The organism is Streptomyces sp. NPDC041713 (assembly GCF_055591085.1).
Map to the genome: position 1 here is coordinate 118,858 of NZ_JBVIZY010000009.1, position 19,535 is coordinate 138,392.

17 protein-coding genes are annotated in these 19,535 nt (G+C 73.4%); 10 read left to right on the forward strand and 7 right to left on the reverse strand.

The features are described 5' to 3' along the window. Positions 1–8 precede the first annotated feature (8 nt). The 5 genes from bla to ACZ6CV_RS26050 all read right to left on the reverse strand — a co-directional run bounded on the left by bla (position 9) and on the right by ACZ6CV_RS26050 (position 4,782). Positions 9–923, reverse strand: a complete 915-nt coding sequence (bla, locus tag ACZ6CV_RS26030) for a class A beta-lactamase (RefSeq protein WP_469253107.1) — start codon at positions 921–923, stop codon at positions 9–11. A gap of 54 nt (positions 924–977) precedes the next feature. After that, positions 978–1,685 (reverse strand): nitroreductase family protein, encoded by a 708-nt coding sequence (locus tag ACZ6CV_RS26035; protein ID WP_469253108.1) that lies wholly within the window; start codon positions 1,683–1,685, stop codon positions 978–980. Between the two features lie 80 nt (positions 1,686–1,765). Then, entirely contained in the window at positions 1,766–2,941 is a 1,176-nt protein-coding gene (locus ACZ6CV_RS26040) for a lysophospholipid acyltransferase family protein (RefSeq protein WP_469253109.1), read from the reverse strand. Positions 2,942–2,985: 44 nt separating this feature from the next. Then, a complete protein-coding gene (locus ACZ6CV_RS26045; RefSeq protein WP_469253110.1) occupies positions 2,986–3,723 on the reverse strand; it encodes a phosphatidate cytidylyltransferase in 738 nt (245 codons plus the stop codon). 444 nt (positions 3,724–4,167) lie between these two features. Next, a complete protein-coding gene (locus tag ACZ6CV_RS26050) occupies positions 4,168–4,782 on the reverse strand; it encodes a CDP-alcohol phosphatidyltransferase family protein (protein ID WP_469253111.1) in 615 nt (204 codons plus the stop codon). Positions 4,783–4,858: 76 nt separating this feature from the next. Here ACZ6CV_RS26050 and ACZ6CV_RS26055 point away from each other — a divergent pair, with 76 nt between their 5' ends. Next, a complete protein-coding gene (locus ACZ6CV_RS26055) occupies positions 4,859–5,407 on the forward strand; it encodes a GNAT family N-acetyltransferase (RefSeq protein ID WP_469253112.1) in 549 nt (182 codons plus the stop codon). Positions 5,408–5,667: 260 nt separating this feature from the next. Then, positions 5,668–5,796 carry a hypothetical protein gene (locus ACZ6CV_RS26060; protein WP_355811527.1) on the forward strand — a complete coding sequence of 43 codons (129 nt, stop codon included), beginning with the start codon at positions 5,668–5,670 and terminating at the stop codon, positions 5,794–5,796. On the opposite strand, the gene ACZ6CV_RS26065 is transcribed toward ACZ6CV_RS26060, so the two are convergent. Next, complete coding sequence (locus ACZ6CV_RS26065; RefSeq protein WP_469253113.1) at positions 5,790–7,382, reverse strand: purple acid phosphatase family protein; 1,593 nt, start codon at positions 7,380–7,382, stop codon at positions 5,790–5,792. The two genes, ACZ6CV_RS26060 and ACZ6CV_RS26065, sit on opposite strands and share 7 nt — an antisense overlap. Positions 7,383–7,530: 148 nt before the next feature. Between ACZ6CV_RS26065 and ACZ6CV_RS26070 the strand changes: the two genes are divergently transcribed. Both ACZ6CV_RS26070 and ACZ6CV_RS26075 read left to right on the forward strand, forming a co-directional pair. After that, positions 7,531–8,577 (forward strand): 3-isopropylmalate dehydrogenase, encoded by a 1,047-nt coding sequence (locus tag ACZ6CV_RS26070; RefSeq protein WP_362373941.1) that lies wholly within the window; start codon positions 7,531–7,533, stop codon positions 8,575–8,577. Between the two features lie 246 nt (positions 8,578–8,823). Further along, positions 8,824–9,915, forward strand: a complete 1,092-nt coding sequence (locus tag ACZ6CV_RS26075) for a branched-chain amino acid aminotransferase (RefSeq protein ID WP_469253114.1) — start codon at positions 8,824–8,826, stop codon at positions 9,913–9,915. Positions 9,916–10,325: 410 nt separating this feature from the next. On the opposite strand, the gene ACZ6CV_RS26080 is transcribed toward ACZ6CV_RS26075, so the two are convergent. After that, the gene (locus ACZ6CV_RS26080; protein WP_469253115.1) at positions 10,326–11,789 is read right to left on the reverse strand and encodes a cytosine permease; all 1,464 of its coding nucleotides are present in this window, start codon (positions 11,787–11,789) and stop codon (positions 10,326–10,328) included. Between the two features lie 170 nt (positions 11,790–11,959). Between ACZ6CV_RS26080 and ureA the strand changes: the two genes are divergently transcribed. From ureA to ACZ6CV_RS26110, 6 genes are all read left to right on the forward strand, one after another. Then, positions 11,960–12,700: an urease subunit gamma gene (gene ureA / locus ACZ6CV_RS26085; protein ID WP_469253116.1), complete on the forward strand. Its 741-nt coding sequence runs from the start codon at positions 11,960–11,962 to the stop codon at positions 12,698–12,700. Beyond that, the gene (locus ACZ6CV_RS26090) at positions 12,697–14,418 is read left to right on the forward strand and encodes an urease subunit alpha (RefSeq protein ID WP_469253117.1); all 1,722 of its coding nucleotides are present in this window, start codon (positions 12,697–12,699) and stop codon (positions 14,416–14,418) included. The genes ureA and ACZ6CV_RS26090 overlap by 4 nt, the downstream gene beginning before the upstream one ends. 11 nt (positions 14,419–14,429) lie before the next feature. Further along, positions 14,430–15,467, forward strand: a complete 1,038-nt coding sequence (locus ACZ6CV_RS26095; protein WP_469253118.1) for an agmatine deiminase family protein — start codon at positions 14,430–14,432, stop codon at positions 15,465–15,467. Positions 15,468–15,482: 15 nt separating this feature from the next. After that, a complete protein-coding gene (locus ACZ6CV_RS26100) occupies positions 15,483–16,094 on the forward strand; it encodes a TetR/AcrR family transcriptional regulator (RefSeq protein ID WP_469253119.1) in 612 nt (203 codons plus the stop codon). 331 nt (positions 16,095–16,425) lie between these two features. Next, a complete protein-coding gene (gene cimA / locus ACZ6CV_RS26105; protein WP_469253120.1) occupies positions 16,426–18,030 on the forward strand; it encodes a citramalate synthase in 1,605 nt (534 codons plus the stop codon). Between the two features lie 48 nt (positions 18,031–18,078). Next, positions 18,079–19,470: a hypothetical protein gene (locus ACZ6CV_RS26110; RefSeq protein WP_469253121.1), complete on the forward strand. Its 1,392-nt coding sequence runs from the start codon at positions 18,079–18,081 to the stop codon at positions 19,468–19,470. Positions 19,471–19,535 lie beyond the last annotated feature (65 nt).

The window sequence follows — 19,535 nt, forward strand, 5'->3', positions numbered from 1 at the left end:
CTCCGGGGTCAGATGAGTGCGTCCACGACGGTCCGGGTGATGTCCTCGGCGATCCGGTCCTCGCCGGGGGTGTCCGGGTCGAGGCGGGTCGTGTAGACGGAGATCACCAGGGGCGCGCCCTTGGGCGGCCAGGCCACCGCGACGTCGTTGACGCCGCCGTACGCGGGCGAGCCGGTCTTGTCGCCGACCCGCCAGCCCTTCGGGAGCCCGGCGCGGATCCGCTTGTCGCCGGTGGTGTTCTCCACGAGCCAGCGGGTCAACTGGCCCCGGTCGAGCGGGTGGAGGGCGTCGCCGACGACGAGCTTGTGCAGGTTCGCCGTCATCGCGGCGGGCGTGGTCGTGTCGCGGCGGTCGCCGGGAATGTTGCTGTTGAGGTCGGTCTCCCACCGGTCGAGGCGGGTACGGGAGTCGCCGAGCGAACGCGCGAAGTCCGTGATGCCGGACGGGCCGCCGATCCGCCGCAGCACCAGGTTGGCGGCGCTGTTGTCGCTGTACGTGATGGCCGCGTCGCACAACTCCCGTACGGTCATGCCGGTCGCGAGGTGCAGCTCGGTGCGCGGCGAGTGGTCGACGAGGTCGTCGCGTCCGTACCGGACCAGGACGTCGAGCAGGCCCGGCTCCTGCTCGCGCGACCTGCGCAGGACGGCCGCACCGGCCAGCACCTTGAACGTCGAGGCGAGCGCGAAGAGTTCGTGGGCGCGGTAGCCGACGGTGGCGCCGGTGCCGGTGTCGAGGGCGTGCACGCCGATGCGGCCCGGGTAGCTCTTCTCCAGGTCGCGCAGGCGCCGGTGCACGTCGCGCGGGGCGGCGTCCGGGCCGGAGGCCGGTGCGCCCGCCGCGGGTGCGGCGCCGGCCATGGAGAGGAGCGCGGGGGCCGCGGCGGCGGCTCCCAGGAGCGTTCTGCGAGAGGGAGTCGAGGTCATGATCCCGACCGTACCGGGGGCGCCGCCGGGCGTGGCCTGTTCGGGGGTCTGCGCTCAGACCTCCACGAGCACCTGGTCGAGGGACTTGCGTACGAGGTCGGGGACCCGGCAGTCCGGCGCCGGATAGCCCACCGGGATCACCGCGAACGCCTTCTCGTTCTCCGGGCGGCCGAGCACCTCGCGCAGGAACCGCATCGGGCTCGGCGTGTGGATCAGCGCCGCCAGGCCGGACAGGTGCAGCGCGGAGAGCAGCATTCCCACCGCGATGCCGACCGACTCGTCGACGTAGTAGTGCTTGTGCTTGGTGCCGTCCTCGCCCAGCCAGTAGCGCTGCTGGAAGATGACGATCAGCGCGGGGGCGTCGGTGAGGTGCGGCTTCACCTCGTCCGTGCCGAGCGGGCGCAGGGCCGCGAGCCACTCCTCGCCGAGCCGGCCGTCGTAGGAGATCTGCTCCTCGTGCTCGGCGGCCTCTCGGATGCGGCGGCGTATCTCCGGGTCCTGGACGAGGACGAACGTCCACGGCTGCTGGTGCGCGCCGGACGGCGCCGTCGCGGCGCAGGCGATGGCGTCGCGGACCACCTGGGTGGGCACGGGGTCCGGGGCGAACTGGCGTACGGTCCGCCGTTCGTCCATCCGCTCCCGCAACTCGGCTGCCTGCGCGAGGGATTGGGTCTCCGGCATGCGGGCGGGCCGGTACGGGACGGAGCGGTAGGGCTCGCCGTGGATGGGGGTCCACGGTCGCTGCTGCGCGGTCTCAGACATGGTCGGATTCTGCTCCGGGAGGCGGCCCGAGCGCCATGGTGCAGACCAATTCCGGCCCCGCGTCGGCCGGAACGGCCCGGTCAGCTCCAGCCCGCCACGACGAGCGAGAGCCCGGTGGTGAAGCCGCCCGCGAGGAGCGCCAGATACAGCCCGTAGCGCCGCCGCAGCCGGTGCGCGAGGAACCCGAACGCCCCGAACGCGAGTCCCGCGGTGAGGGTGCGGGAGCCCCGGGAGAGCGCCGAGCGGGCCAGCCAGGCGGACGGCGCGACGTCGGCGCGGCCGGCCTCGCGTGCGTACACCTTGAAGGGGATGCCGTTCCACGGCTGGTGGCGGACGGCGGCCGCCGACTCGGCGGAGAACTCGTGCCGCACCTGCGAACGCATCCGGTCGGTGGTGAGCGGCTGCGGCAACTGCACGCCGCTGGCCGCCAGTTGGAGGGCAAGGAGTCCGCCGGCGAGGCTGCCCGCGAGCGCCGCGAGCGACAGTTTCAGGGCGCGGCGCGGGACCGCCGCACACGTCACGGCCAGGAACAGCTCCGGCATCAGCGGCCAGCTGAGCGCCTCCGCGCAGGCCCACGCGAAACCGAGTGCGAGGCCCGCGCGGGACCCGGCGACCGCGGCGACCCGCTTGCGCGCGCGGGAGTCGGCGAGGGGTTCGCCGACTGTACGGCGCCGCAGCGCAGCCACCGCGTCGCGGGCCTCCTCCGGGGTGGCCGACGCGGGCAGCGGGGCGCCGACGGCGACCCGCACCAGGGCGGGGCGGAGCCTGCCGTGCTTGGGCAGCAGCCGGTCCGTGCCCGCGATGGCCACCGGGACGACGGGCACGCGCGCGTGCTCCGCGAGGACGAGGGCGCCGCGGTGGAAGGAGCCGAGTTCGCCGTCCCGCGCGCGGGTGCCTTCCGGGAAGAGGACGACGGCGCGGCCCGCCCGCAGGTCGGCGGCGCGGGACAGCAGGTCGTCCAGGCCGCCGCCGGTGCGGCGCACCGGGAAGCCCGCGGCCAGGCGGCTGCAGATCCGCCGTCGCCACGGCGAGGCGAACCAGTAGTCGGCGGCGGCGCCGATCGCGGGGGAGTGGCGGGCGTCCAGCGCGGCGAGCAGCGCCGCGGTGTCGGCGTGGGAGGAGTGGTTGGCGACGACCACGCACCCGCCGCGCGGAAGCCGGCCGCGCCGCTCCACGCCGCCGGTGAGGGTGAGTAGGGTCCACCACAGGGCGCGGCGGAGGACGGCGGACAGGGAGGGCCGGGGTGCGGTGGCCACCTCAACAGGGCTCAGCAGCCCGGGATTTGACGTCTTCTTCGTCCTCACAGCGTCACCACCATCGTCAGCAACAGCGCCACCAGCAGCGAGTCGATCCGGTCGAGGAGCCCGCCGAAGCCCGGCAGCCAGCTGCCCGCGTCCTTCACGCCCGCCTCCCGCTTGACCATCGACTCCAGGAGGTCGCCGAGGACGCCGCCGACGAGGACCGCCGCCCACAGGACGGGGGAGAACGCGCCGACGGCGACCAGCGCGGCGCCCGTCGCGACGGCGGCCCCGACGACCCCGGCCCACGTCTTGCGGGGTGACAGGGGCGACAGCGCGCGGGACAACGGGCCCCGGCGGCCGAGCGCCGTGCCGCCGCACCACGCGCCCACGTCGCCGAACGCCACCGCGACGCCCACCGCCACGGCCGTGTCCCCGAGCAGGACGAGTCCGCTCAGCGGCACCGGGATCCACAGGAGCCCGAAGAGCGTGCGGCACGCGCGCGTGAAGCCCCTTTCCGTGTCACCGGAAAGGAGGGCGACCGCGGCGGCGGCGACCAGGAGCAGGCAGGCTGCCCGAAGCCCGAGCGCGCCGGGCGCGGCCCACGCGACTCCGGGCACCGCCACGGCCGCCGCCCCGAGCACCGCGCGTTCGCCCCGGGGCAGCGCGGCCATCCGGGCGTACTCGCCGGCCGCGACCACCCCGAGCCCGGCCGCCAGCGCGAACGCCCCGGAGGAGAAACGCCCCGAGGAAGAGCGGAGCGGCCACGGCCCAACTCCGCCACCGCTTGCACAACTCACCCCGCATCCGCACCCGAGAGGGCAACGCGGCGACGGCGACCCCGCCCACCCCCAGCACGCCGACCACGACAGGCAGAGCCCGCCCCGCCGCTTCCCCCGCGAGGATCGCCGCGCTCATCGCACACCGCCCGTTGCCGCGGCGACCGCGGCCCCGCCCACCCCCAGCACACTGACCACGACAGGCAGGCCCCGCCCCGCCGCCTCCCCGGCGAGGATCGCCGCGCTCATCGCACACCGCCCGTTGCCGCGGCGAGCGCGACCCCGCCCGCTCCCAGCACGCCGGCTACGACAGGCAGGGCCCGCCCCGCCGCTTCCCCCGCGAGGATCGCCGCGCTCATCGCGCACCGCCCGTTGCCGCGGCGAGCGCGACCCCGCCCGCTCTCAGCACGCCGGCCACCACAGGCAGGGCCCGCCCCGCCGCCTCCCCGGCGAGGACCGCCGCGCTCATCGCACACCACCCGGCACCGCGGCCTCCGCGGGTGCGTCCGCGGCCAACTCCCGCCACAGCCGCGCCAGTCGCAGGCACGCCGTCAGTGCGGAGCCCGCCGCCACCGTCACGAGGATCGGTGTGCACCAGCCCGACGCCGCCGCGAGCACGGCCAGGGCGCAGCGCTCCGTCTTGCCGACCGGGCCGCCGTTCAGGCGGCCCGCGCCCGCCGCCGCGCCCGCGAGGGAGACCCAGGACGGCAGCGTCGCCGCCAGGCCCGCCGTCGCCACCAGCCACAGCGGGGCCAGCGGCAGGAAGCCCGCGAGGACCACCAAGTCGGCCGCCCGGTCGCCCAGTTCGTTGAGCAGCGCGCCCCTGCGGGTCGTGCGGCCCGTGTCCCGGGCCAGCGCGCCGTCGAGGTTGGCGAAGGCGAGGCGGGCGGCGAGCAGCACCGCGACCGGCGGCGCCGACCAGCCGGAGGGCAGCAGGGCCAGCGCGGCGGCGGCGCCCGCCGCGCAGACCACGCCCGCCAGCGTGAGGGCGTCCGGCGACACCTCGCGCCGGACGAGCGCGGCCCGCACGCCGGACAACGTCTCGGCGTACCAGGGCTTGAGAGCGTAGAGGCCGTTCATGGCACCGACTCTGCCGCTGTCCGGTCCCGGGCAAATCGGGGTGCGTACTCAGATGCGGGCTGAGTACGGTGAGGACGTGAACTCCTCGCACACCACCGTGAATCCCCTGCGCACCGCCCACACCAGCGAGCTGTCGCCGGCCGAACTGCGCGCCGCACGGGCCCTGATGGACGAGGCCTTCGACGGGGACTTCGACGACCACGACTGGGAGCACGGCCTGGGCGGCATGCACGCCCTGATCCACGACGGGACGGGCACCCTCCTCGCACACGGCTCGGTGGTCCAGCGCCGGGTCCTGCACGCCGGCCGTTCCCGGCGCATCGGGTACGTCGAAGCGGTCGCCGTCCGCCCCGACCGGCAGCGGCAGGGCCTCGGCGGGCAGGTGATGGACGCCCTGGAGCGCGTCATCGACGGGGCGTACGAGCTGGGCGCGCTCTCCGCGTCCGACGCGGGAGCGCGGCTCTACCTCGGGCGCGGCTGGCGGGAGTGGAAGGGCGCGGTCGGCGCGCTCGGCCCGTCCGGCGTCGTCCGCATGCCGGACGAGGAGCCGCCGCTCCTGTGGGGCGCGGACCTCGACCCGGCGCACGCGTTCCTCATCGACTGGCGGGACGGGGACGTCTACTGAGGCGCCCGCCCCCGTGCCCCGGGTGGTCTCCGTCTCAGATAGTAGGAAGTCCGAGTAATCGTGGAGACAGACGCTCCGTCCTCCCTTAGCTTGGTAGAGCCGAACGTCTCGCTCGATCAAGCGAATGGCGGTCGTGAGCCGGAGCCTCACGCAGGCGAACCCTGCCGCTCCGTTGCTCCCCGCCTCGTTGGGGGTGCCCCCACGCCGCACGCAGTGGGGGAGTCTCGAAAAGCACCCTTCCCTCAAGGAGTGGACTTCCCATGGCCGAGACGACCGCCCGCCGAGTCCGTCACGTCTCCCGTACCACCGATTCCGAGCGCAAGAACGCCGCCGCCGCCCTCCAGCGCGCCCTCGACCGCCGTGACAACGGCGGCGAGACGGGTCACTGATCCGCGCGTACGACCTCGAAGTGGTCGATGCGCTCGCCGGTCCCGGCGAGCGCGGAGACCGAGAGTCTCGGGTGCGCCCCGGCCGTCACCTCCACCGCGAGGAACGAGTAGCCGGTGTAGCGCACCCGTGACCACTCCACGGTGTCCGGGTCGGGCCGCCGGGACCGCGTCCAGTGGAAGGTCGCGACATGGTCGCGATCGTGGACGTGGCCCTCGTAGCTGTCCTTCACCCCGGGGCCGAAGCCGTACAGGTCCTTGCCCGCGCCGCCCGCGGTGACGTACACGATGCCGTCGCGCGTCGGATCGGTCGACGCGCCGACCGGCACGGGCCTGCCGACCTCGCCGTCCCTGATGGCGTCGGTGCGTTCGTAGACGTGGTTGTGGCCGTTGACGACCAGGTCCACCTGGTACCGCGTGAACAGCTCGAGCCACGCGTCGCGCACCCCGCCGTCGGAGGCGTGCGTCGACGTCGAGTACGCGCAGTGGTGGAAGAAGACCACCACGAAGTCGACGGCCGGATCCGCGCGCAGCTCGCGCAGCCGCCGGTCGAGCCAGGCCGTCTGCCGTCCGTCGGTGTAGCCGCGGTTGGCGGGTATCTCGTACGAGACGTCGTTGGCGTCGAGCGCGACGACACCGACGTTCCCGTAGCGGAAGGAGTAGACGCCCGGCGCGAGCTTCGGGTCGAAGCCGTTGTCGGGCAGCGACCAGCGGGCGTACTGCCCGCCGTACCCGTTCGGCGAGTACCACGCCTCCATGTCGTGGTTGCCGGTGGTCACCATCCACGGCACCTGCCGCGCCACCGACTCGGTCTGCGCGAGGAAGGTGTCCCACACCCGCGCGTCGTAGGTGTCGCTCTCCTTGCCGTGCCCGGTGGTGTCCGCGTAGCAGAGGTCGCCGGCGTGCAGATGGAAGGCCGGATTCTGGCCCAGGATCAGCTGGTCGTTGGCGAGGGCGTGCGCGCTGACGCCCTGGTCGCCGAAGGCGGTGAAGACGAAGCTCTCCGGCCGCGCGGGCGCGGTCCTGAACGAGCCGACCGTGGCCATCCGGTCGGGCGACGCCGGGTCGAAGCCGTCGTGGCCGACGCCGTAGTAGTACGTGGTGCCGGGGGTGAGGCCGTCGAGCGCGGCGTGCAGGTAGTACTGCTCGACCGCCGGCAGCTTCTTCGACAGCGACGGCGTGTGCAGGTCGCGCACCTCCGCCTCGATCTTGTGGCCCAGCTCCCAGGGGCGCGTGCCCACCCGTACGTACGGCGAGCGCACGGCGAGCGGCACCTGCCAGGAGATCCGCATCTGCGTCCTCGGGTCGGCGCCGAAGGCGAGATGCCGCCCGAAGGGGGCCACGAGCCGGCCGTCGACGCGCACCGCGGCGCGGGGCGCGGTGGACGACGCCGCCGCGGGAGAGCCCGCTCCGCTCGCCGTGCCCGAACTGCCCGCGAGCAGCCCCACGCCGCCTACCGCCCCGGCCGCCGCGAACGAACCGGCGAGCACCCTGCGGCGGGACAGCTTCCCGCGCAGGTACGCGTGCTGCTCGGGCATGCTCATGCGGGCCGCGAGCCGCTCCGGAATGCCGACGTCGGGTGTGTCCATGCCGGGAAAGTTCCCAGCGAACCCCAACTCCTCGCCTACGCTCGGGTGAAGAGGGGGTGTCGGGGCGATGGCGGGCGAGACACGGCGAGAGGCGTCCACATGCCGGACAGCGCGTGTCATCCCGTGGGACGGCGAGTAGGCTGCCGGCATGTCGGCCAGTCGCAGCATCAATCTCGCAGTCATCCCCGGAGACGGCATCGGCCCAGAGGTCGTGGCCCAGGGGCTCAAGGTCCTCAACGCCGTCCTTCCGCAGGACGTGAAGCTGGAGACGGAGGAATTCGACTTCGGCGCCAAGCGGTACCACGCCACGGGTGAGACCCTCACCGATGCCGACGCGGCCGCGCTCAAGCAGCACGACGCGATCCTCCTGGGTGCGATCGGCGACCCCTCGGTGCCGTCCGGCGTCCTGGAGCGCGGTTTCCTGCTGAAGCTCCGCTTCCTCTTCGACCACCACGTCAACCTGCGGCCGTCGAAGCTGCTCCCGGGTGTCGCGACTCCGCTCGCGGGACAGCCGGAGATCGACTTCGTCGTCGTGCGCGAGGGCACCGAAGGCCCGTACACGGGCAACGGCGGCACCATCCGCACCGGCACCCCGCACGAGGTCGCCACCGAGGTCTCGGTCAACACCGCCTTCGGCGTGGAGCGCGTGGTCCGCGACGCGTTCGCGCGCGCCCAGGCCCGCCCGCGCAAGAAGCTGACGCTGGTCCACAAGAACAACGTGCTGACCTACGCCGGACACCTCTGGACGAACACCTTCAACAAGGTGGCCGAGGAGTTCCCCGAGGTCACCACCGACTACATCCACGTCGACGCCGCGACGATCTACCTCGTCACCGACCCGGCCCGCTTCGACGTGATCGTCACCGACAACCTCTTCGGCGACATCGTCACCGACCTCGCCGCGGCCGTCTCCGGCGGCATCGGCGTCGCGGCCTCCGGGAACATCAACCCGAGCCGCGAGTTCCCGTCCATGTTCGAGCCGGTGCACGGCTCGGCGCCGGACATCGCGGGCCAGGGCAAGGCCGACCCCACGGCGACCGTCCTCTCCGTCGGTCTCCTGCTGCGCCACCTCGGGTACGAGGCGGAGGCCGTCCGCATCGAGGACGCGGTCGCCGCGGACCTCGCCGAGCGCGGCGACACCGTGCGCAGCACCGAGCAGATCGGCGACGCACTCGCCGTACGCGTGGCGGGCTGACCCGGCAGTTCGAACACCGCACAGAAGCCGCCGGGTCGCGCAAGACGCCCGGCGGCTTCTCGTATCCGCTCCCAGGTGTCACTATCGACCCTCGGGCCGCAACCATTGCCGTTTCTCCTGCGGGACCCCACGGGCGATAATCGAACGAGGGGCCGTGACAGACGCGGGGAAACTCGGACGTCCTAGTACTGGGCGTACGGACGGGAGCGCGGTCCGTCACCATCACACGTGAAGGACGTAGGACTCATGACGACGACGCCGACCATCGAGCTGAAGCCCTCCTCGACGCCGCTGGCCACCGCCGAGCGCGAGGCGATCCTGGCGAACCCCGGGTTCGGCCGCCACTTCACCGATCACATGGTGACGATCAAGTGGACGGAGGGCCGCGGCTGGCACGACGGCCAGCTGGTGCCGTACGGCCCGCTGGCGCTCGACCCGGCGACGAACGTCCTGCACTACGCCCAGGAGATCTTCGAGGGCCTCAAGGCCTACCGGCAGCCCGACGGCACGGTGGCGACCTTCCGCCCCGACGCCAACGCCCGCCGCTTCCAGTCCTCCGCGCGCCGCCTCGCCATGCCGGAGCTGCCGGTCGAGACGTTCATCGAGGCGTGCGACCTGCTGGTCGGCCAGGACAAGGCGTGGGTCCCCGAGCACGGCAGCGAGGACTCCCTCTACCTGCGCCCCTTCATGATCGCCACCGAGGTCGGCCTGGGCGTGAAGCCCGCCAACGAGTACCTCTTCGTCGTCATCGCCTCGCCCGCGGGCGCGTACTTCCCCGGTGGCGTCAAGCCCGTCTCCATCTGGCTCTCCGAGGACCGCGTGCGCGCCGTCCCCGGCGGCGTGGGCGACGCCAAGACCGGCGGCAACTACGCCGCGTCGCTGCTCGCGCAGGCCGAGGCCGCCACCAAGGGCTGCGACCAGGTCGCCTACCTCGACGCCGTCGAGCACAAGTGGGTCGAGGAACTGGGCGGCATGAACCTGTACTTCGTGTACGGCGACAGGATCGTCACCCCCACCCTGACGGGCTCCCTGCTCGCCGGCGTCACCCGCGACTCGCTCCTGTCGGTCGCCCGTGACCTCGGGTACGCGTCGGAGGAGGGCCGCGTCTCCATCGAGCAGTGGAAGACCGACTCCGAGAACGGCACCCTCACCGAGGTCTTCGCCTGCGGCACGGCGGCGGTCATCACGCCCGTCGGCACGGTCAAGTGCAACGGCGGCGAGTGGCAGCAGAGTGGCGGCGAGCCGGGCGAGGTCACGATGAGGCTCCGGGAGACCCTGCTGGACATCCAGCGGGGGAAGGCCGAGGACCGGCACGGCTGGATGCACGATCTCGGCTGAGGGCTTGAACCCCTTGGGCGTGGCCCCGCGTCTTCGGTTCCGCCGAAGGTGCGGGGCCTTTCCTGTCCCCCGTCCGGCTGCGGGCCCGCTGTGGCCGATCGCGCAGTTCCCCGCGCCCCTGGGCGGCTTCGCCGCCAGGGGGGTCCCGGGTCGCCGTCTTTTTGGGTGCGGGCCCGCTGTGGCCGATCGCGCAGTTCCCCGCGCCCCTGAGCGGCTTGGCCGCCAGGCTCCACCGGGCCGCACCCGCCCCACGCTCGGGAGGGGACGTGGGGGTATGTGCGCACGGAGCACCGAGCGCGCTGTAGCAATGTTGTTCGTGAGGCGTGGCGAACAGTGGATGGCGAGTACGCACATACCCCCGCGGCCCCGCACCCACAGACGGACCCAAGGCGCAGACGCCACGCCCCCGCTCAGGCCGCGTTGTCCACCGAGGCCCCAGCCGGAGCCGCCCCGGCCGGAACCGCCTCCACCGCGACCCCCGCGCCCGCCGCCCCACGCCCCCGCGCCGTCAGGCTCGCGTAGGCCACCCCGCCCACCACCCCCGACAGCAGGAAGCTGCAGTCGACCCCGCCCGTCGCGCCGAGCAGCGGACCCTCGTACGACGGCAGCGAGACCGCGAGCAGGCCGACCGCCGCGCCCAGCGCCCAGGCCGCCGTCGCGCGGACGTTCCAGCCGGCGCGGTACCAGTAGACGCCGCCCCGGGAGCGGCGGTTGAAGACCTGGAGGGCCTCCGCGTCGTACTCCCCGCGACAGCGCACGAAGCCGATCAGCGTGATGACCGCCCACGGCGTGCCGATGGCGGTCAGGAGCAGCACGAACGACGTCATCGCGTCCTGCGCCTCCCAGGCGAAGTGCCCGACGAAGACGCACGCGGTGGCGACCCCGGCGACGGTGTACGTGGCGCGGGCACGGGACGCGCGCGGCAGGATCGCGTCGAGGTCGAGCCCCATCGAGTAGAGCATCAGCCCCGCGTTGCCGACCGACCCGGCGGACGCGGCGAGCAGCAGCGGCACCAGGTACCAGCCGGGCGACGCGTGGACGAGCCCGCCCGCGTACTCCAGGGCGGCGCGGGCCGCGAACGCGGTGAACGTGCCGAAGAGCTGCGGGATCAGCAGCCCGGCGATCAGCCCGAGCCAGGCCGCGCCGAGCACCCTGCGTGAGCTGTGCCGGGCCGGCGAGACGTAGCGGGTGTAGTCGCCGAGCAGGGTGATGAAGGCGATCGGTCCCGAGAGGCCTGCCGCGACCAGGGCGAGCAGCCACGTGGGCCAGAACGAGCCGAGCGCGTAGCCGCCCGCGCCGGGCAGCGCGGAGGTGGTGAAGTCGGGGGCGTAGGCGATGACGCCGAGGATCAGCAGCGCCGTCATGCCGACGGCGAGGATGCGGGAGAGCCGCAGCAGCACCCGGTAGCCGTAGACGGCGCCGGCGACGGTGGCCGCCGCGAGCAGCGCGTAGATCACGGAGTAGGTGAGTCCGCCGGCCGGCAGGCCGAGCAGGCGGTGCAGCGTGTCCACCATCACGTCACCGCCGATCCAGATGGTCAGCGCGGTGTAGCCGAGCGAGAGCAGCAGCCCCACGACCGAGCCGACCAGCCGCCCGCGCACCCCGAACTGGGCGCCGGAGGAGGTCGAGAGGTTCGTCCCGGTGCGCAGCGAGACGAGCGCGAGCGGCGCGGTGAGCGCCGTGCCGAGCACCGTCCCCGCCACCACCGCACCGACCGACTGCCACCAGCCGAGGCCGAACGACACCGGCAGCCAGCCGAAGATGATCACCCCCAGGCAGAGGTTGGAGCCGATGAGGATCGACACGAGATCGCGGGGACCGCTGGTGCGCTCCCCGTCCGGGATGGTGTCGACTCCGCGCTGTTCTATCGGCATGAGGGTGCCCCTGACGCTCGCTGGTCCCGATCGGTTGCTCCACGTGTCGCAGGTCGCACGTTAGAGCAGCGCTCAATGTGACGCCTAAAACCCCTTGACGTCAATGGTTCCCGCATGCGGATTTCGTAGTTAGAGTGTTGCTCTAAACGTGCAACAGGGAGGTACGGCGCGTGCGACTCACGCCCACCGAACGCGACCGGCTGCTGCTCTTCGGGGCCGCCGAGCTCGCCAGGTCGCGCAAGGCACGCGGCCTCAGACTGAACGTCCCCGAGGCGACCGCGCTGATCGCCGACACCGTCTGCGAGGCCGCCCGCGACGGCGTCCGGCTCGCCGAGGCCATCGAGCGGGCCCGCGCGGTCCTCGGCCCCGACGACGTGCTGCCCGGCGTCGCGGACGTGGTGACCGAGGTGCACGTGGAGGCGGTCTTCGACGACGGCTCCCGCCTCGCGGTGGTGTCCGACCCGATCGGCGGCCCAGGCGACGGAAGCGGCGCAGGCGACGCAGGCGGCCGACTCGGCGACGACGCGCCCGGCGCCCTGCTGCCCGGCCCGCAGCACGAGGACACCGCGGCCACCGTGACGCTGACCGTGCGCAACACCGCGACCGTGCCCGTCTCGGTGACCTCGCACTTCCATTTCTTCGAGGCCAACCCGCGGCTCGACTTCGACCGCGCGGCGGCCTACGGGCTGCGCCTCGCCGTCCCCGCCGGATCCTCCGTCCGCTTCGGCCCCGGTGAGAGCGGCGAGGTCGGCCTGGTGCCGATCGGCGGCGCCCGGATCGCCATCGGCTTCGCCGGCCTGGTCGACGGCCCGCTGGACGCGCCGGGCGCCCGCGAAGAAGCCCTGCGCCGCGCCGCCGCCTGTGGCTACCTCGGCGTACCGGACACCACCGAGCAGGAGGCCGAACGATGAGCCGCCCCGGAGGCCACGCCGCGGAACCGCGCCGCCTCACCCCGTACGAGTACGCCGCCACGCACGGCCCCCGCGCCGGCGACCACGTCCGGCTCGGCGACTCCGGCCTGACCATCCGCGTCGAGGCGGACGCCCAGAAGTACGGCGACGAGTTCCTCGCCGGATTCGGCAAGACCGCCCGCGACGGACTGCACCTGAAGGCCGCCGCCGTCCGCGACACCTGCGACGTCGTCATCAGCAACGTCGTCGTCATCGACGCCGTGCAGGGCATCCGCAAGGTGTCCATCGGCATCCGCGAGGGCCGCATCCACGCCATCGGGCGGGCCGGCAACCCCGACACCCTGGACGGCGTCGACGTCGTGGTCGGCACCGGCACGTCCATCGTCTCCGGCGAGGGGCTCATCGCCACCGCGGGCTCCGTGGACACCCACGTCCACCTGCTCTCGCCGCGCATCATGGAGGCCTCCCTCGCCTCCGGCGTGACCACCATCATCGGCCAGGAGTTCGGGCCCGTCTGGGGCGTCGGCGTCAACTCGCCCTGGGCGCTGCGCCACGCGTTCAACGCGTTCGACGCGTGGCCGGTCAACATCGGCTTCCTCGGCCGGGGTTCGTCCTCGCACGACGCGCCGCTGATCGAGGCGCTCGCCGAGGGCGGCGCCTCCGGCTTCAAGGTGCACGAGGACATGGGCGCGCACACCCGCGCCCTGGACACCGCGCTGCGCGTCGCCGAGGAGCAGGACGTCCAAGTCGCCCTGCACAGCGACGGGTTGAACGAGTGCCTCTCCGTCGAGGACACCCTGAAGGTGCTCGACGGGCGCACCATCCACGCCTTCCACATCGAGGGCTGCGGCGGCGGTCACGTACCGAACGTCCTGAAGATGGCGGGCGTGCCGAACGTCATCGGCTCCTCCACCAACCCGACTCTGCCGTTCGGTCGGGACGCGGTCGCCGAGCACTACGGCATGATCGTCTCCGTCCACGACCTGAAGACCGACCTGCCGGGCGACGCCGCGATGGCCCGCGACCGCATCCGCGCCGGGACGATGGGCGCCGAGGACGTGCTGCACGACCTGGGCGCCATCGGCATCACCTCGTCCGACGCGCAGGGCATGGGCCGGGCCGGCGAGACCGTCCGCCGCACCTTCGCGATGGCCGGGAAGATGAAGGCCGAGCTCGGCCCGATGGAGGGCGACGGCGAGCACGACGACAACGCGCGCGTGCTGCGCTACATGGCCAAGCTGACCATCAACCCCGCCCTCGCGCACGGCCTCGCCCACGAGGTCGGCTCCCTGGAGGTCGGCAAGCTCGCCGACATCGTGCTGTGGCGCCCGCAGTACTTCGGGGCCAAGCCGCAGATGGTCCTCAAGTCGGGCTTTCCCGCCTACGGGGTCACCGGCGACCCGAACGCCGCGACCGACACCTGCGAACCCCTCGTGCTCGGGCCGCTGTTCGGGGCCCACGGCGCGGTGCCCGCCGACATCTCCGTGGCCTTCGTCGCGCAGGCCGCCCTCGACCAGGGCAACGACACGATGCCCACCCGCAGGCGCCGCGTCGCCGTCCGGGGCACCCGCGGCATCGGCCCCGCCGACCTGCGCCTGAACGCCCGTACCGGGGCCGTCGACGTGAACCAGCGCACCGGCCTCGTCACCCTCGACGGCGACCCGCTCCGCTCCGAGCCCGCCGAATCCGTCTCCCTCAACCGTCTCTACTTCCTTTAAGGGTGTACGTCATGACCGCAGCCGCCGACGGCTTCCGCATGCCCGCCGAGTGGGCCCCGCACGAGCGCACCTGGATGGCGTGGCCGTGCCCCAACCCGACCTTCGACGACCCCGCGGGCCTGGACGAGTCCCGCCTGGCCTGGGCCAACGTGGCCCGCGCCGTCCGCCGCTTCGAGCCCGTCACGGTGGTCTGCGGCCCCGCCCAGTCCGCGTACGCCACCGAGCTCCTCGGCCCCGACATCGAGGTGGTGGAGCGCGAGCTCGACGACGCCTGGATGCGGGACATCGGGCCGACGTTCCTCACCGACGGCAAGGGCGGCCTCGCCGCCGTCGACTGGACGTTCAACGGCTGGGGCGCCCAGGAGTGGGCGCGCTGGGACCACGACTCCAAGATCGGCGCGTACGTGGCCGACCTCGCCGGAGCCGCCACGTACGCGTCGCGGCTGGTGAACGAGGGCGGCGGCATCCACGTCGACGGCGAGGGCACCGTCCTGCTCACCGACACCGTCCAGCTCGGCCCCGAGCGCAACCCCGGCTGGACCAGGGAGCAGGTCGAGGCGGAGATCCACGCCCAGCTCGGCACCACCAAGGCGATCTGGCTGCCGCGCGGCCTCACCGCCGACTACCCCGGCCACGGCTACGGCACCCTCGGCCACGTCGACATCGTCGCCGCCTTCGCCGCGCCCGGCGTGGTCCTCGTGCACTCCCAGCGCGACCCCTCCCACCCCGACTTCGAGGTCAGTCAGCAGGTGATCGCCGCCCTGAAGGGGCAGACGGACGCCCGCGGCCGCACCCTGCGGATCGTCGAGGTGCCCGCCCCGACCGTCCTCAAGGACGACGAGGGCTGGGTCGACTACTCGTACATCAACCACTACCTGTGCAACGGCGGCGTCGTCCTGTGCGCCTTCGGCGACCCCCACGACGAGATCGCGGCGGGCATCTTCCGCGGTCTCTTCCCCGGCCGTACGGTGACGCTCGTCGACGCCCGTACGATCTTTGCCGGGGGTGGTGGCATCCACTGCATCACCCAGCAGCAGCCGAAGGTGTGAGCAAGGAGCGGGAACATGGCCGGTCAAGTCCGCGCGCGGAAGAACGCACCCCCGCGTGAGGACGTACTGACCGTCGCGATGGAGATGATCGCCGAGCGCGGCCTGGAGAAGCTGACCATGGCCGCGCTCGGCCGCGAGGTCGGCATGAGCTCCGGGCACCTCCTCTACTACTTCGGCACCAAGGACGAGCTGCTGCTGCGCACCCTGGAGTGGAGCGAGGGCCGGCTCGGCGCCGAACGCGGCCGGCTCCTCGCCCGCCCCGGCACGGCCCGCGCCCGCCTCGACGCCTACGTCGAGCTGTACGTCCCGGACGCGGCGGGCGACCCGCACTGGACGCTCTGGCTGGAGGTCTGGAACCGCTCCCTGGGCGCCGACGAGGATGGCCGCGACCGGCAGGCCGCGATCGAGGGCGCCTGGCACCGCGACCTGGTGGCGCTGCTCGCCGAGGGCGTCTCGCGCGGCGAGTTCGGGCCGATCGACCCCGACCGCTTCGCCTCCCGGCTCCGGGCGCTGCTCGACGGGTTCTCCATCCATGTCGCGATCGGGCTGCGGGGGACGGGGCGCGAGCACGTCATCGCGCACGTACAGGAGTTCCTGGACGGGGCGCTCGCGGCGGGCGCGGCCTGACGGCGGGCGGGCACATCGGGCCGGCGCCGTCCGGCGCCGCCCGTATCGTGAGACGGCGTCCCGCGCGGGGCCGAACCGTGGCAAGCTGCCCTCGTGCTCTCGTTCGCCATGATTATTGGCAGCAGGCGCGCCGGTCCGCAGTGACCGCCTCGTACCCATCACGTACGGGCGGACACCGTCGCCTCGACCCGCGCGCAGACCTCTCGCACCCGCGAGGGGTTTTTTCGTTTCCCGGCCCAACTGCAGCCGGGCACGGAGCGCGAGGGATCATTGGGGGTGGTGGAGCCGGTCATTCCGGTAGACCGAGATCCGACACAGGAGCCAGATCAGCATGACGGAAACCAGCGCACCCGACGATTCCTTCCACGTCTTCGACACCACCCTGCGCGACGGCGCGCAGCGCGAGGGCATCAACCTCACCGTCGCGGACAAGCTGACCATCGCGCGGCACCTGGACGACTTCGGCGTGGGCTTCATCGAGGGCGGCTGGCCCGGCGCCAACCCGCGCGACACCGAGTTCTTCGCGCGGGCCCAGCAGGAGATCACCTTCCGGCACGCCCAGCTCGTCGCCTTCGGCGCCACCCGCCGCGCCGGCGCCAAGGCGGCCGACGACCCGCAGGTGGCCGCCCTCCTCGCGTCCGGCGCCCCCGTCATCACCCTCGTCGCCAAGTCCCACGACCGGCACGTCGAACTGGCCCTGCGCACCACCCTCGACGAGAACGTCGCGATGGTCCGCGACACCGTCTCCCACCTGGTCGCCCAGGGCCGCCGCGTCTTCGTCGACTGCGAGCACTTCTTCGACGGCTACCGCGCCAACCCCGAGTACGCCAAGACCGTCGTACGGGCCGCCGCCGAGGCCGGCGCCGACGTCGTCGTGCTCTGCGACACCAACGGCGGCATGCTCCCCGCCCAGGTCCAGGCCGTCGTGGCCACCGTGGCCGCCGACACCGGCGCCCGGCTCGGCATCCACGCCCAGGACGACACCGGCTGCGCCGTCGCCAACACCCTCGCCGCCGTCGACGCGGGCGCCACCCACGTGCAGTGCACCGCCAACGGCTACGGCGAGCGGGTCGGCAACGCCAACCTCTTCCCCGTCGTCGCCGCCCTGGAGCTCAAGTACGGCAAGCAGGTGCTGCCCGAGGGCTCGCTGCGCGAGATGACCCGGGTCTCGCACGCCATCGCCGAGGTCGTAAATCTGACCCCGTCGACCCACCAGCCCTACGTCGGCGTCTCCGCCTTCGCGCACAAGGCCGGCCTGCACGCCTCCGCGATCAAGGTCGACCCGGACCTGTACCAGCACATCGACCCCGAGCTCGTCGGCAACCGCATCCGGATGCTCGTCTCCGACATGGCGGGCCGCGCCTCCATCGAGCTCAAGGGCAAGGAGCTCGGCGTCGACCTCGGCAACGACCGCGAGCTGATCGGCCGGGTCGTGGAGCGGGTCAAGGAGCGCGAGCTCCAGGGGTACACGTACGAGGCCGCCGACGCCTCCTTCGAACTGCTGCTCCGCGAGGAGGCCGAGGGCCGCGCACGGCGCTACTTCCGCGTGGAGTCCTGGCGGGCCATCGTCGAGGACCGCCCCGACGGCACGCACGCCAACGAGGCCACCGTGAAGCTGTGGGCCAAGGGCGAGCGCATCGTCGCCACGGCCGAGGGCAACGGCCCGGTCAACGCCCTCGACCGGGCGCTGCGGGTCGGCCTGGAGCGGATCTACCCGCAGCTCGCCAAGTTGGAGCTCGTCGACTACAAGGTCCGCATCCTGGAGGGCAAGCACGGCACGTCCTCCACCACGCGCGTCCTGATCTCCACGACCGACGGCGTCGGCGAGTGGTCGACCGTCGGCGTCGCGGAGAACGTCATCGCCGCCTCGTGGGGCGCCCTGGAGGACGCCTACACCTTCGGCCTGCTGCGGGCCGGCGTCGAGCCGGTCGAGTAACCCGGGCTCGAACCTCCGTCCGCGTCCCCGCTGGGTTACGTTCGAAGTATGAGGAATCGGGCGAAGCGGATCACCGTCGGACTTTCGGGGCTGCTGCTCGCCCTGGGGGCCGTGTCCTTCACGGCGGCGCCCGGGGCGCCGGCGGCCACCGCGGCACCGGCGGCCACCGCGGCACCGGACGCCTCCAGCGCCTCGGTGGTCGCCGACGCCTGGGAGAAGAGTCCGGTGTACGTGGACCCCGCGGCGTCGGACCAGTTCTCCGACGCGCAGGCCGACGCGCTCGCCGAGCGGATCAAGAAGGCGGACAAGCCGGTGTTCGTCGCGGTGCTCCCGGACGACTTCCCGCAGCAGGACATCTTCCGGCGGCTGCGCACGGAGACCGGCGTGACCGGGGTGTACGCGGTCCGGCTCGGCGGCGGCTTCGACGCGAAGGCCGACCGGTCGGTGCTGTCCGGCAACGCCGTCAACAACCTCGTCTCCCTCGTGCAGGGCGAGGACACGCCCACCCAGCTCGACCACTTCGTGCGCCAGGCCCTTGCGCAGGCGGGCGGCAAGGCCCCGCGGTCCTGGGGCGGCGGCGCGGGCGACGGGGTGTCGGCGGGCGCCCTGATCGGCGTCGGCGTGGTCGTCGTCGCCGGGGCCGGCGGTGCGTACGCGGTGATCCGGCGCAAGAAGCGGCGGCACGAGGAGAGTCAGCGCGAGGCGCTGCGGAAGCTGTCCGTCGTCGTCGACGAGGACATCACCGCGTTCGGCGAGGAGCTGGACCGGCTGGACTTCCACCCCGCGGAGGCGGGCGCGGACGACGCGATGCGCGCGGACTACGAGCGCGCGCTCGACGCGTACGAGAAGGCGAAGTTGTACATGGCCGCGGCGACCCGCCCCGAGGACGTGCGCGCCGTCACCCAGTCCCTGGAGGACGGGCGCTTCTCGCTGGCCCTGCTGGCCGCCCGGCGCGAGGGCCGCGAGCTGCCGGAGCGGCGCGCCCCCTGCTTCTTCGACCCGCGGCACGGCCCCTCCGTCGAGGACGCGGCCTGGGCGCCGCCGGGCGGCCCCGAGCGCTCGGTCCCGGTGTGCGCGGCGGACGCGGCGCGCCTGGCGGACGGCGAGGACCCGGCGGCCCGCCACGTGGTCACGGAGTCCGGCGAGCGCCGGCCGTACTGGGAGGCGGGCCCGGCCTACGGGCCCTGGGCGGGCGGCTACTTCGGCGGCGGCCTGCTGCCGGGCCTGCTGGTCGGCACGATGCTCGGCGGCATGATGTCGTCCCCGGCCTACGCGGCGGACTACGGCTCCGGGTACGGCGACTTCGGCGGCGGCGACTTCTCCGGCGCCGACTTCGACCCCGGTGACTTCGGCGGCGGAGATTTCGGCGGCGGGGGCGACTTCGGGGGCGGCGGGGACTTCGGCGGGGGCGGCGACTTCGGGGGCGGGGGCGGGTTCTAGCCGGGGGGGCGGGTTCCGGGTGGGCGAGACCGCTTGACCGGGCGCCGGGGATGCGAGACGATACG